The 13403-nt window shown below is 44.7% G+C and carries 14 protein-coding genes and 1 pseudogene; all 15 read right to left on the reverse strand.

Annotated features, from left to right (window positions below):
- Positions 1 to 23: 23 nt before the first annotated feature.
- Positions 24 to 356 (reverse strand): response regulator transcription factor, encoded by a 333-nt coding sequence (locus JMF85_RS28455; RefSeq protein ID WP_308645034.1) that lies wholly within the window; start codon positions 354 to 356, stop codon positions 24 to 26.
- Positions 345 to 692, reverse strand: a pseudogene (locus tag JMF85_RS28460) (hypothetical protein); the annotation flags it as partial. The gene JMF85_RS28455 and the pseudogene JMF85_RS28460, both read right to left, overlap by 12 nt.
- Before the next feature lie 156 nt (positions 693 to 848).
- Entirely contained in the window at positions 849 to 1418 is a 570-nt protein-coding gene (locus JMF85_RS22495) for a hypothetical protein (protein WP_201318946.1), read from the reverse strand.
- A gap of 444 nt (positions 1419 to 1862) precedes the next feature.
- Entirely contained in the window at positions 1863 to 2558 is a 696-nt protein-coding gene (locus JMF85_RS22500; RefSeq protein ID WP_054798517.1) for a response regulator transcription factor, read from the reverse strand.
- Positions 2559 to 2575: 17 nt separating this feature from the next.
- A complete protein-coding gene (locus JMF85_RS22505; protein ID WP_201318947.1) occupies positions 2576 to 4009 on the reverse strand; it encodes a sensor histidine kinase in 1434 nt (477 codons plus the stop codon).
- A gap of 13 nt (positions 4010 to 4022) precedes the next feature.
- A complete protein-coding gene (locus JMF85_RS22510) occupies positions 4023 to 4775 on the reverse strand; it encodes an ABC transporter permease (protein ID WP_127608338.1) in 753 nt (250 codons plus the stop codon).
- On the reverse strand, positions 4762 to 5490 hold the full coding sequence (locus JMF85_RS22515; protein ID WP_236595954.1) for an ABC transporter ATP-binding protein: 729 nt from the start codon (positions 5488 to 5490) through the stop codon (positions 4762 to 4764). Before JMF85_RS22515 ends, JMF85_RS22510 begins: the two co-directional genes overlap by 14 nt.
- Before the next feature lie 72 nt (positions 5491 to 5562).
- On the reverse strand, positions 5563 to 6684 hold the full coding sequence (locus JMF85_RS22520; RefSeq protein WP_236595955.1) for a hypothetical protein: 1122 nt from the start codon (positions 6682 to 6684) through the stop codon (positions 5563 to 5565).
- Positions 6685 to 7089: 405 nt separating this feature from the next.
- On the reverse strand, positions 7090 to 8619 hold the full coding sequence (gene ahpF, locus JMF85_RS22525; protein WP_141335513.1) for an alkyl hydroperoxide reductase subunit F: 1530 nt from the start codon (positions 8617 to 8619) through the stop codon (positions 7090 to 7092).
- Positions 8620 to 8631: 12 nt separating this feature from the next.
- Positions 8632 to 9195, reverse strand: coding sequence for an alkyl hydroperoxide reductase subunit C (gene ahpC / locus JMF85_RS22530; protein WP_054799352.1), 564 nt, complete (start codon positions 9193 to 9195; stop codon positions 8632 to 8634).
- A 211-nt stretch (positions 9196 to 9406) separates the two neighbouring features.
- A complete protein-coding gene (locus JMF85_RS22535) occupies positions 9407 to 10306 on the reverse strand; it encodes an NAD(P)-dependent oxidoreductase (protein ID WP_201318949.1) in 900 nt (299 codons plus the stop codon).
- Between the two features lie 276 nt (positions 10307 to 10582).
- Complete coding sequence (locus JMF85_RS22540) at positions 10583 to 11224, reverse strand: GntR family transcriptional regulator (protein ID WP_127608333.1); 642 nt, start codon at positions 11222 to 11224, stop codon at positions 10583 to 10585.
- A 426-nt stretch (positions 11225 to 11650) separates the two neighbouring features.
- The gene (locus JMF85_RS22545) at positions 11651 to 12349 is read right to left on the reverse strand and encodes a 4-carboxy-4-hydroxy-2-oxoadipate aldolase/oxaloacetate decarboxylase (RefSeq protein ID WP_127608385.1); all 699 of its coding nucleotides are present in this window, start codon (positions 12347 to 12349) and stop codon (positions 11651 to 11653) included.
- Positions 12349 to 13080, reverse strand: a complete 732-nt coding sequence (locus tag JMF85_RS22550; protein ID WP_174817587.1) for a PIG-L deacetylase family protein — start codon at positions 13078 to 13080, stop codon at positions 12349 to 12351. Before JMF85_RS22550 ends, JMF85_RS22545 begins: the two co-directional genes overlap by 1 nt.
- Positions 13081 to 13120: 40 nt before the next feature.
- Positions 13121 to 13403: VOC family protein (locus JMF85_RS22555; RefSeq protein WP_483874223.1), on the reverse strand; the 283-nt coding region annotated here is incomplete at its 5' end.

The raw sequence follows: 13403 nt of genomic DNA on the forward strand, positions 1-13403 counted from the left end.
CCGAGGGAGATGAACACATGCTTCTATAGCAAGTTCAGTTCCTTCCCCCGCTGCAGGGCTTGCAGCCTGCTGTTTACACCAAGCTTTCTATTGATATTTTTCATATGACTCTTCACCGTCTCGACTGTAACCCGGAGCTGCTCGGCGATCTGTTTATTGGACATTCCTTTCTCCAGCATTCTTATAATTTTCAGTTCCTGTTTCGTGAGCAGTGACCAGGAGACAGCTCCTCCTTTGCTCGTCTCATCCATCAACTGAAGTATTTTGTTGACGTATAGCAAGGAGACTTCGGATGATCCAACGCTAGAATGATGGTCTTGCCTATGTTCGATATATCGACACAGCAAGTCCGCCATATGATTTCCCGCGTCCACGAAACTGCGAAGATATTCACTACGTTCTGCCAGTCCTAGGGCTGCTTCCAGCTTCATCAGGGCGTTTCCTTCATCCCCCATTCGATGAAAGACCAAGCTTTGCAGAATGAACACCCTAATTTTATCTCTAAGTCGATTTTCGCTATGGACAAGCTGATATAAGTTCTCCAGAATTTGCAAAGCTTCCGGATATGCCCCATATTCCGTAAGCACCTTGGCTAGCTGAAGATATTCTATGACATGATGCAGTGAAACTGTATCCGTGTGCTTATAGCCGCAAGTTTGCAGCCAAGCGTCCACGTCTTCCAGGGACCCTTTAGTGACAAAAAGCTTTCTCCCTCTCCAACTTTTTCAAAAAAAGATGCTTAGCCGGCGAATCGATCTTCGGCTTTATCTGTTCAAGTTTCGGCGTAGTGCTGCCCCATAAGAAAGTGCTCCACGGCCTCTTCAAAAAAGCCTTGCTTCTCCAACCAATTAGCCGCAGGCAAATTCAATCGTTTGAAACGTTCCGGATACTTTCCAAGAGAAAAGACTGAATCTCTTGAGACTGATGGCGAAGCACTTCCTGAAAAAGATAATCGGATATAATGCGATGCTCACCATTGAAAGCATGAATAAATCCGTGAACATCGTCACTGCCTTGCAGCGATATCGCAGCAAGATGCAAACCGCTGATCCACCTGCCGCAGGGAAGGGCAATTGAATGTGACTCGCTATATATAAATGGATATTCTCCGGCACATTCTCAAGCAATCGCACCACCGATGCGTGAATGGAAAAAAGATGAATCGTGTGATAATCGTCTAAAATGATCGCCAATTCCTCGCCGCGGATGCTAAACTCATGAATCATCGCTGCAAGTAAAGGCTCAACAGCTCCGGTTTTCAGCGCAGACAAATACGGATCCATAGCCGTGGCAAAAGAAGGAGTCTTGCTGTCAAAAGCCGCGATGATATAGCTCCAAAACTGATACAGATCATTATCTTGCGAATCCAGGGAAACCCATGCGGCGGGTATCTCGCTTTGCTGTACCCACTGACTCAAAGCTGTTGTCTTTCCGTACCCCCAGGGGCCGTCACGAAAGTCAGTTTCGTATGCAATCCCTCATTCAGCATCTCCATGATCGGTAGGCGTTCCATAAGCACATGACGTCGTGAATACGGAATGTGTAGCTTTGTCGGTAAAATCATCGCCCGATACCCCTTTTTTGCCGCTCTTATCCTTAAATAGATTATATATAAATAATAGCAACTTTCGTAGAGCAAACATAAAATACCCGTTATCAAAAAAGGATAGGTCGCTGAGATGAGCTTTTTCGAAATGCAGCCACAATAAAAAAACCTTTGCAAGAGATTCCTTGCAAAGCGTTTACGATTCTTCAAATGCATCTCATTATTCAGCTATTCATTATTATTCATTCACATTTCAGAATCACTGCCGCCTGTCAAGGCGAAAACCGTACCTGACAGGCTCTCTTTAGATTCGTTGTCAAACCATAAACCTGTACCCGGATCCCCAGACCGTACCTATATATTGAGGCTTGGACGGGTTCTCCTCGATTTTCTCCCTGATCCGGGCGATGTGTACCGTAACCGTAGACGCATCACCAAGCGCATCCATCCCCCAAATCCGTTCAAAAAGCTCTTCCTTGCCGAATACCCGATTGGCATTTTGCAAGAGAAACAGAAGCAGGTCAAATTCCTTATGAGCCATCGTTACCTCTTTCCCGTTCACAAAAACCCTTCTGGAATCTTTTTGGACCTCTAGTCCCCTGACCTGGATCTTGCTGACCTCATCAACCTTACCAAACCGTTCTTTCATCCTCTCAAACTTGTTCAGATGAGCGTTAACCCGGGCCACCAGTTCACCGGAGCTGAAAGGCTTTGTAATATAGTCATCCGCGCCGAGACCGAAACCGTTAATTTTATAAATTTCCTCCGCCCTGGCCGATACAAGAAGCACGGGAATGTCCTCCTTCTCGCGGATCGTTTTCAAAACCTCAAATCCGTCCATCCCCGGCAGCATAATGTCCAGAATAATAAGGTCAAACGCTTCCTCCTCAAGGACTTTCAAACCGTCCGTTCCGCTATTCACGATCTTAACTGAAAAGCCGCTCAGCTCAAGATAATCCTTTTGCAGATTTGCTATACTTTGATCGTCCTCAATAATCAGTATCCTTTTCATCCTAACCTCCAAAAATGCTAAAACTTTTTCAGAGATATCATCATGCGGGTTCCTTCCCCTACTGAGCTTCTGACCCAAATTTTTCCTTCGTGACCTTCCACAATTTGTTGAGCAATAGCCAGCCCAAGGCCGCTGCCGTCCGCACTCTTTCTTGACGGATCCGCACGATAAAATCTCTCAAAAATATGGGGAAGGTCGTTCTCGGGTATTCCTTTTCCATTGTCCCTGATTTCTATTATAGCGGATGTCCGGGTTTCCCTTAATATAATACGAACCTGTCCGTCAGCCTTTTCCATGTACTTCTTGGCGTTGTCAAGAATGTTTTGAATGACCCGTTTTAACCTTTCTCTATCGATTAAGACATAGACGGTCTCCTTCAATTCACTGATAAGCGCCAGTTTTATATTCGCCTTTTCATATTCATAGCGATGGTCAGAAACGCAATCCTCGAAGTATGGCTCCAGATTCGTTTTCTCAAAATGATAAGGGATTTGGTTCAAATCCAGCTTGGAGTACAACAGAAGATCATCAATCATGGCGTTCACCAGAATCGCCTTTGATCGTGCCGTTTCCAGGTATTCCTCCATTTTTTCCGGTGTTTTGGCTACCCCGTCGATAATGCCTTCGATATATCCTTTAATGGAAGTAACAGGGGTCTTTAAGTCGTGAGAGATGCTGGATACCAGAAACTTCCTGTTTTCATCGTATTTCTGCTGCAGATAAATAGACTCCTTCAGCTTAATCCTCATGAACTCCAGCGTCCTGCACAGTTCCCTGACCTCTCCTTCGCCTTCCTCCGCAATCCCGCAGCTTAAATCGCCTTCACTAATTTTAACAGCGGCATCCCTCAGCCTGGAAATAGGTGTAATGATGCCGCGGGAGAACCGGTAGGAAACCCAAAAGTTCATGATCAAAAAAGAAAGGATAAAAAAGCTGACCGTAAAAATGCCAAGAAACAGGTAAAAGCCCGTTTTCAGCTTGATCGGCGCAAGCAGCAGCAAAACGCCCTCATCTCCCGAATGAAGGCTATAGTCCGCTCTGGCAAACATAAAGGTTCTGCCATCCAGCTCTAAAGTATCAAGATTAGGCGCATTGTCGGATAGCATCAAGCTTTTTTCAATATCGATTTCATTAAACTTTTTTGTGGAATATAATACTTCTCTGTTTTTCAAAATAACGGCATTAGCCCCCAAAGCCTTAACCCGATCGGACAGCTCCTGCTGATAGGGTTTATCAAGCAGCTGTTCGAACTCGAGTGTCTGCGCTGCCCTCTTGATCTCACCGATCCCCGACCTGACTTCAAAGATCCTTTTCAAATCGTTGATATCCGCTTCCGGGCCAACCACTTTCGTATAAGCGGCAACAAATATAATGACAGCCAAAACGGTTAATGCAATGGAAACCAGCACGGCGAGCGCATTCATCGTAAAAAAGCGTTTGGTTAATTGCATTGGAATTACCTTTCTATATATCCTTGCGGTCAAACAAATAATAACCCGCTGTAAATAACATTATACCACAGCCCGACATGATTAAGATCTGGCGGAAAATTTTAAAGCCATTGACCGTTTCCGAAATCCAGAGCGTGTACCAGTCAAACATGGATGTGATAAAAAAACTCGAATAATTGGAAAAAACGATGCCTAAAAAGTTAAACCCGATAAAAACAATAATCGAGAGAAAAAAAACCGCCAGTCCTCCCCGAAGTATATTGGATAGCAATACAACGAGAAGGGCAAACACAAAAACAGGAAAAAACGTTGCGGCATATGACAAAACGACCCTTACGATACCGATCAGGCTGGCGGACGAAGGATTAAATATGAGCCCGGCCAGTAAAGAAAGAATCATGACAAACAGCAGGTTTGCAATAATGAACAAGGCTAAATTTAAAACCTTCGCGCTAAATACGCCGAATCTGGAAACAGGCCTTGTGAGCGTTATTTTCATTGTATTTGACGAAAATTCGCCGTTAAACATATCGATGGCTACAAAGGTTGCAAATAGAGGCAGGATCGTGTAAGTAAACATCGATAGAACCACTAAAGGAAATTCGTTGCTGCCTACAACTCTTAATCCAAGGCCATGCTTAATCGCCGTTACGGCAATTTGTCCAATCACAACGGCAAGAATGGACAAAATGGCAGCCGCTATCATTTTTTTCTTTTTCAACAGCTTGACGATTTCATTGATAAATGCAGCCTTAAACCCTGCCATTCCGGTCCACCTCACTAACAAAATAATTTTCAAGCGAAGAATAATTGGAAAGGATATTTTGGGTATAATCCACATTGACAAGCTTTCCGCCGTAAACCACTCCGATTCTGGTGCAGGTAAGCTCCACATCATGAATCAGGTGACTGGAAATAAAGAACGTCGTGCCTTCTTCCTTGGCAAGCCGTTTAATCATCTTCCGCATATCCAGCATACCCTCGACATCAAGTCCGTTCAATGGCTCGTCCAATATTAACAGCTTTGGCTTCGACAGGATCGCTGCCGCTACCCCAAGCCTTTGTTTCATACCAAGCGAGAACTTTCTTGATTTTTCATGTTTATATTTTAACATGCCGGTGATTTCAAGACATTCGTCAATTCTTTGCTGGTCAACCTGCGGATAAAACCTGGCAAACAGCTTCAGGTTTTCGTTTGCCGTTAAATAAGGATACGACTCCGCTGTCTCGATAATACAGCCCACATGCTTCATAGCATTAACATAGTCCTCTAAAATGCTGGCGCCAAAAATCTTCACATCGCCGCGGTCCGGTTTCAGGAGTCCCGTCATCATTTTCATAGCGGTCGTCTTTCCTGCGCCATTTGGCCCCAAAAAACCGAATATATCGCCTTGATCGACTTCCAAATTCAAATCGCTGATTCCCCGGCCGTTTTTATATACTTTGGTTAAACCGGTGATTTCAATAGCTTTATTCGTCAATGATAACATCCCCCAATAAATATGACATGGCTGTCCCTAAAGTGAAGGTTCACTTTAGGGACAGCCTTTCGATTACTCTTCAAATACGCGGCTAAATTCCCCATCGAAATGTTGGTGACTGGTGTTGGATCTATACGAGTTATTGTCCAAGATCTCGATGTTCAGGTCGAGATAAATTTTTCCGGAGCCGCTCGGATGAAGCTGCCCGTTTTCTTGCTCGCCTTTAGCATTTGTATAAGTAAAGAAAGACATAGGCTTTGAATTGCTCGGATTATATTCAAAAGTAAAGTTATACTTGTCAGGATATTCGGCTTCGAATCCGGGCTTCACGGTTTCGTAATACTTGCCGGTCACTTTATTATTTTCCACGCTCGTGATTTCAAGGATTCTCTCACCGATTTTCACGAATTTCCCGTCTTTCTCGATAATGATGTTATTTTTATATTTCCCCGCATACTTACTGCTAAAGCCGCCGGACTGGCTTACCTTCTCGACGTTTGCGCCTGTCAGGTCAGGCTTTGTAATCTTCGTATTTCCAATGTCGGAAAGCTTGAGAACCACATTCAGCGATAAATCATGCTGTACTCCGCTTTTATCTTTCCCGGAGAGAATCACATCACCCGTCAAATTTTCCAATAATCCCGCTTTGTTTTCAACGGCTGTGCCCGATACCTTTTTAACAAAAATATCACTATCAATTTCCGGCAGCTTCGAATTTCTATCCATGCGGCTTTGGTCGCTAATCATCTGCTTTATACCGAAGGAAGAGACAGCATTTACTACGGCAGGCACTTGCGCCTCAGACAAGCTTCCCGAGTAAACTCGTCCGCCCTCAGGCCTTTCTTCAACCTGCACATAGTCTTTCAGATTGCCAACCAATGCGTCAACGATCTTCTCGACCTCTGGCGCCCCCTTCTCGTTAAAAGGGTTATCAAATCTGTTCCCGCTCCCCCTGTCTATATCGTCGGGGTATTCCGTCACATAATATTTGTCGTCCGTTCCGCTTTTCCAAATCGAAAGCTTTTGATCGGAATACGAGTAATTGGTTGTCGTTTCGCCATTTGAATATTGAGTCTTAGTAGAATTTTCAGATGCCTGCTTTTCATTATCGATTTTATTGAAGGTGGAGGCCTGAAGGAAGGTTTGATCGTTATCCTTCAGCGTGAACAGCGCCTCGACCGTGTAGTTGTTCAATCCCTTCTCCATCTGCGCGGAGGTATTTTTTACGGAACTCTTTAACCGGTCATAGCCTGAGCCAAGCGCCATATCGGCAAAGGCTGTGGATACAAAGACACACGCTCCGATCGTAAATGAGAGGACGCTAATCGATTTTTTACTGAGTTTCATTTCGGATCTCCTTTATTTCATATTGGGGAAACGTTTCCTTCCCTTTCATTATAATCGGGGCTTATTGAATCTATCTAAATAAACTATTAACAAATTATAAACTCAAGCCGGTGCAAAAATAACGAGGGCTGTGCTTGCATAACTTTGTCGTATTCTAGCCATAATAAATATCCCCTCCAAGATCAACAGTAAATGTCATTCCTTTTACTGTCTACTTAAAGGGGATAATATTAACGTAATATAATAATCTGGTTAATTACGGATTAGATAATCGAATGCGCCTAAGGCTGCATTAGCACCCGATCCCATAGAAATAATAATCTGCTTATACGGACTGTTTGTACAGTCACCTGCTGCAAACACTCCAGGTACGTTCGTAGCGCCATGGCTATTTACAACGATCTCCCCGATGCGATTGCGTTCGACCGTATCGCCTAACCAATCGGTATTGGGTACAAGACCGATCTGAACAAACACGCCCTCCAATTCAATATGCTGAACCGCTCCTGTATCGCGCTCAATGTAGGAGATACCGTTTACCTTGTCAGTACCGGTAATTTCTTTGGTTTGAACGTTCTTTAGAACCGTTACGTTAGGCAGACTGTAAAGACGATCTTGTAATACAGCATCAGCTTTCAGCTCCGGCATAAACTCAAGAACGGTGACATGGCCCACAATGCCTGCAAGATCAATGGCCGCCTCAATACCGGAGTTACCGCCGCCAATAACCGCTACGCGTTTTCCTGTAAACAAAGGACCATCACAATGAGGGCAATAGGCTACACCTTTGTTCTTGAACTCCGCTTCGCCGGGTACGCCAACATTGCGCCAACGGGCACCTGTTGAAAGGATGACGGTCTTGCTCTTTAGAACAGCACCGTTTTCGAGTTCAACTTCGATGAAGTCCCTTTTTTCCAAACGCTTGGCGCGCTGTAATTTCATTACATCAATGCCGTACTCTTTCACATGCTCTTCAAGACTCGCTGCGAGCTTAGGACCTTCGGTGTATTTAACGCTAATAAAGTTCTCTATACCTACGGTATCCATGACCTGACCGCCGAAGCGTTCCGCAACAATGCCTGTGCGAATGCCTTTACGTGCCGCATAGATCGCTGCACTTGCACCAGCTGGGCCGCCCCCGACAACAAGCACATCGTATGGATCCTTGTTATCAAAATCTGAAGCATCCGGAGCATTCCCCATCTTGGCAAGAATTTCCTCAAGCGTCATACGACCACTACCGAAGAATTCACCATTGAGGTAAACAGATGGCACGGCCATGATGTTCTTGCTTTCTGCCTCCGCTTTAAACGCCGCCCCGTCAATCATGGTATGCGTAATGCCTGGATTGAGGATGCTCATCAAGTTCAGTGCCTGAACAACATCGGGACAGTTGTGGCAGCTCAGGCTGATATAAGATTCAAAATGATATTCACCGCTGATGTTTTTAATCTGGTCAATTACGTTCTGTTCAACCTTCGGAGCTCGTCCACTAACCTGCAGCAGAGCTAACACCAATGAAGTAAATTCGTGTCCCAGAGGAATACCGGCAAAAGTTACCCCAGTATCTTCGCCCACACGATTCACACTAAAGCTCGGCGTTCTCGGTAATTTTGTTTTTTCTACCGTAATTCTGGACGACATGTTGGATATTTCATCCACTAAGGCCAGCATGTTAGTAGATACCGCATCGGACTCTGCGCTAACTTTGATTAGCACGTCGCCTTCCATGAGCTGAAGGTATTGGTTTAATTGTGCCTTGATATCCGCGTCTAGTATCATATTTTGAGCCCCTTAAATCTTTCCTACGAGTTCAAGGCTTGGCTTAAGTGTTTCAGCACCTTCCTGCCATTTAGCTGGGCAAACCTCGCCCGGGTTGTTTCGAACATACTGTGCTGCCTTGACCTTGCTAACAAGAATGCTTGCATCGCGACCGATGCCGCCAGCGTTGATTTCAACGGTTTGGATGATACCGTCCGGATCGATGATAAAAGTCCCGCGATCAGCCAGACCCTCTGACTCGATCAGCACATCGAAGTTGCGGGAAATCGTATGTGAAGGATCTCCGATCATAACGTAGGTAATTTTACCAATCGTTTCTGAGCTGTCGTGCCATGCCTTATGTGTAAAATGGGTATCGGTTGAAACGGAATACACTTCAACCCCGAGTCCCTTTAGGGTCTCGTATTGGTTTTGAAGATCCTCCAGCTCGGTTGGGCAAACGAATGTAAAGTCTGCAGGATAAAAGCAAACTACACTCCACTTCCCTTTTAGATCGGCTTCTGTAACTTCGATAAACTTACCATTTTGATACGCTGATGCTTTAAACGGTTTTACTTCGGTTCCAATTAGAGACATAATCCTTTTCCTCCTAAATGTACATCAAATCTTTAGTTGTATTTAGTGCTATAGAGATATTATCACTGTCAGCCATTATGTTCATGAAGGAACCATGAAAATAAAATGAAACCTTCATGAAGATGATGGATGAATCAGAAATACGATATAATCGTCCCCCTAACTCTCACATGATTCTCGTAAATTCTTTAAGCGTATACAGACGTCGCCATTAATTCGATACTTGTGAGATTTCATTTATCGCTTCAAGAACCTGCTCATACCGCTCAGGCGCATTCCCATTAAAGTACAGCTTTAAGTCCATATCCACCAGATGCTGGAGCTTGATTTTGGTCGCTGCGGAAATAGCAAAATCAAGATTCAGCTCCCTTAAAGTGTTCGTGACCTCCTCCATTTCCGCTACTCTCCGTTCCGCATGAACGGCAGTACGAGTTATGAGCAGGTTAGCCAACTCCACTATGGAGCGATCACTCAAAGTCCCCCCGATGGATTGGATAATTTCCCGCTCAACACCGGATTTATGGGCCGCCGAAAGTGTTTCGAGCAACAATGCCGTAAACCCCTTCATAAACACACTACGGACCATCTTCATTGCGGAAGAACTTCCCGCCTTGTCATTAATGACAGTTATGTTCATTCCGTATGCGCCCATCAGATCCGCAAACCGCGAAGCTCCGTTGCCGCTCACGGAAATCGGAACTTTGTGCCGATAGGGCGGCACCGCTTCCATTACTGCCGCATCCACAAATAGTGCGCCCGAAGCACCTATTATCGTGGCTATCTCCTTTTTAACCGTCGGTGATGCCGAATTCAAATCCGCATACAGTTGGTTATCCTTCACAAATTTAACGGCATCTTCAGCAATTTTTACCGCATATTTCGCACTCGTTGCACAAAGGATGACATCACTGCTTTCTATAAGCTGCTGCAGCGATGAAACTAACGATACATGCGCAGCTTGTGCGCGTTCTTTGATGAGCGGACCGTAGGCTAAATCCTCCAACATCGCATCAAAGGCAACTATTTGTTCAATTCCTTCCGACCATAGTCCGCTGCTGATATGAAACGCCGCTTCTCCGAAACCGATAAAGCCAATTCTCGGCACATCCATGATTCATTACACCTCGTTGTTTAGTATATAGACGGTCGTTATCAGTTGATTGCCCATGTTTTTTTCCCGTTCAAAATCTACTAAATTAGCGCTTCCATTTTCACCCGTAACCAACGGCTTACCGTCAGAGCGTAAAAAAACAAACAAAAACAGACGTGACTGAAAGTTTCGCCTACCCAGACCAAATTTCATTTTCACGTCTTATTTGTTTTCTGAAAGAAGTTCCTTATTCACATTCCCGCGGAATGGATTAATACCGAAAATAGGGAGGGCCTTTCACAATAAAATCAAATGATTGTCCCGTATGGTACGACGTACATTCGAGATATGTGCCCTCATCGCTTCTTCCGCTTCTTTCTCATCGCGATTTTTTAGTGCTTGAAATATTCTTGTATGCTCTTCGAGCGACTGTTGATTTCTTCCTGGGACCAAAACGGAACGAATATCCACTCTTGACAATTGAGTTTTGATCAGATTAATCAGTTCTACTGACTGTATGTTTTTTGAGGACTTATAAATAATATTGTGAAACTGTTTATTCAGGGCCGAGTATTGAGTAAAGTTGCCGTTTTGAACTTGTATTTCCATATCCTTCAAAATTTGACCCAGTTCCTTGATATCCGCATCGCTCATCTGATGGATGGCCGATTTTATAGTGAGAACTTCCAAAGCTTCTCTAATTTCCAGATAATTTAAAATTTCCTCCAATGTGAAGGATTTAATGGTTGCCCCTTTATTTTCCTCCATCTCCACCAAATTTTCCTGTTCGAGTTTTAACAACGCTTTTTTTATTGTATTTCTGCTCACGCCTATTTCATCAGCAAGTTGAATTTCAGTCAGCTTTTGAGAAGGTTTATAGGTATTGTTTAAAATTCTTTCTTTTATATATACATATGCGGTTTCCATTTGTGCGCTCATAATTAACCCCACGATACAAAAGTATTAAATCAAAATCGTACTACAATTTTGATTTACAAAAAATATACTGGTTTTGTTGAAAAAAGTCAACAAATGTAGTTCCTTTCATGCATAAAAAAAGAATAAATACCTTTCAATGATTTGTGGAAACAGTCGAAAATCCTTTATATTTCGAACTATTTCCACAACCACTTCCTTCTCTGCGGCTAACTATTCTTGGACGGACAGCAGAATGGAGGCCAGCTCCTCAGGTGCCGAATAAAATGGAGAATGATCGGTGTCTATTGTGAAAACTTTTTTACATGGCGATTCCATGCCAAGCACCATGAATCAACACATAAGTCGACATTGTTTTATTCACCCTTATCATCTTATTCACATTCGAATGAAGACCGATTCCCGTTACAATTCCGGTGCTGTATGCGCTTATGCCTTCACTTGATCTTCGTCCTCATAATAATGAACATTCTCCCGCTGCAAAACTTCCCGCAGCTGATAAAAATCGAGGCTAAGCTCTCCTCTTGCAATTTTTTCTTTCGTGCCTTCCTCTTTCCGCATTCTCTGTTTAGACGCTTCCAGCGTAGATCGTATGTCATCACGCTTCACAACCACGATACCGTCATCATCCGCCATCATAAGATCCCCCGGATTCACCGCGGCGCCGCCACATACCGCCGGAGCATTTACCCATCCGCCCCGGGTTTTCACCGCGCCCTGTGAGTGAATCGCTTTCGTCCAGATCGGAAACCCGAGCTCCCTGATTTGAGCCGCATCGCGAATTCCGGATTCTGTGATGACGCCTTTTACGCCGCGTTTCATTAACGCCATGACGATCAGCTCACCGATCATTCCGATGGCATTTTCACCAATGGTGCTGATGACAAGAATATCGCCGGGCCTGCACACTTCAATGGCGGCGTGGATCATCAAGTTGTCCCCAGCATAGCAAACAGCCGTTACCGCCGGGCCGCAAATTGCGGCCCCGCTTGATATCGACTTGATCTCCCGGCTCAAAAGGCCTATCTTCCCCTGAGCTTCGTGAACGGTAGAAACATCCAGCTTCGAATATTCTGCTATAAGTTGCTCATCCGGCCGCTTGATATTTTTGACGACGTACTTATTCATCACACAAATTCTCCTCCCACATAAGGAAAGAACCGGCTGAAAGCCTCCGCATATTTATACTGGTTGTTTCCCGATACCCGGCGTGCATGGTTGCCTCTCAGCCTGGCTTTTGCATCATAGTAATCATGCAAATGTTTTTGCGCTTTAAAAGCTTCCATCGCAGCTAATTTTTGTTCATAGGTTTCCGTAATATCAAGGATAAGTTCAGGTTTAAAGTCACTAATTTCCGATTGATGCGGCTCGAAGCCGAATATACGTGATTGTTTAGCCGTTGCCGTTCCGTCGATTCTAACGCCGTTAGAGGTTGACAATACGCTCGCATCAAAAACGAATTTACCCACCGTTTCATGATCCGGATTGAAGGCGTCTTTGAATCCGTGCGTCAGAATGTCGTGCGGCCTCACTTCCCTAATCTTGCGTACGAGCCGCTCCATCCGCTCTTCGCCCAATTGCATATGGTAATCCTGATAGTCCCAGTACTCCATATCGGTTATTCCCAAAGCCTGTGCGGCTTCCTCAATCTCGCTTCTGCGTATTTTCTTCACATTGTCATAGGTTTGCCCTTCGATGTTCCAAAGATCGTTGGATTCCCCCCGGATCCCATAACTCAAAATGACGAGGGATACATGGGCGCCATGCTTGACGTACTTCGCAATGGTGCCGCCTCCCCGCCATACAAAGTCGGCGGCGTGAGCGCTTACAACTAATAAATTCGTATTGCTGTCAATCATAGTCTATCCCTCCTTGGCTGATTACATGGTTGGGTCCGTACTATTTGTCCACTACCGGTGTGCCGTATGTATGGAATGTGGAGATCGTAGGCGTCAGCCAAGCCTGCCCTCTGGCGCGTTCTGCCTGGCTCCAGGTGATGGTCTCCGCATCCGGCGCATAAATGAAATAGCCTCCGGTACAGACCTCAATTCGGTTTCCGCCCGGCTCATAGTAGTACAGGAAGAAGGTTTGCTGAATCGCATGCTTTGCGGGTCCGCCTTCGATATAGATGTCATTGTCGATATAAATGTCTGCGGCCCGTAAGATTTCTTCCCGCGTATCG

The sequence above is a fragment of the Paenibacillus sp. EPM92 genome (assembly GCF_016586185.1).
GTDB classification, from domain to species: domain Bacteria; phylum Bacillota; class Bacilli; order Paenibacillales; family NBRC-103111; genus Paenibacillus_G; species Paenibacillus_G validus.

Coding starts and splice junctions, on each gene's coding strand:
- JMF85_RS28455 (WP_308645034.1), bottom strand. CDS start 356: ATGGCGGACTTGCTGTGTCGATATATCGAACATAGGCAAGACCATCAT.
- JMF85_RS22500 (WP_054798517.1), bottom strand. CDS start 2,558: ATGAAAAGGATACTGATTATTGAGGACGATCAAAGTATAGCAAATCTG.
- JMF85_RS22505 (WP_201318947.1), bottom strand. CDS start 4,009: ATGCAATTAACCAAACGCTTTTTTACGATGAATGCGCTCGCCGTGCTG.
- JMF85_RS22510 (WP_127608338.1), bottom strand. CDS start 4,775: ATGGCAGGGTTTAAGGCTGCATTTATCAATGAAATCGTCAAGCTGTTG.
- ahpF (WP_141335513.1), bottom strand. CDS start 8,619: ATGATACTAGACGCGGATATCAAGGCACAATTAAACCAATACCTTCAG.
- ahpC (WP_054799352.1), bottom strand. CDS start 9,195: ATGTCTCTAATTGGAACCGAAGTAAAACCGTTTAAAGCATCAGCGTAT.
- JMF85_RS22535 (WP_201318949.1), bottom strand. CDS start 10,306: ATGGATGTGCCGAGAATTGGCTTTATCGGTTTCGGAGAAGCGGCGTTT.
- JMF85_RS22540 (WP_127608333.1), bottom strand. CDS start 11,224: ATGAGCGCACAAATGGAAACCGCATATGTATATATAAAAGAAAGAATT.
- JMF85_RS22545 (WP_127608385.1), bottom strand. CDS start 12,349: ATGAATAAGTACGTCGTCAAAAATATCAAGCGGCCGGATGAGCAACTT.
- JMF85_RS22550 (WP_174817587.1), bottom strand. CDS start 13,080: ATGATTGACAGCAATACGAATTTATTAGTTGTAAGCGCTCACGCCGCC.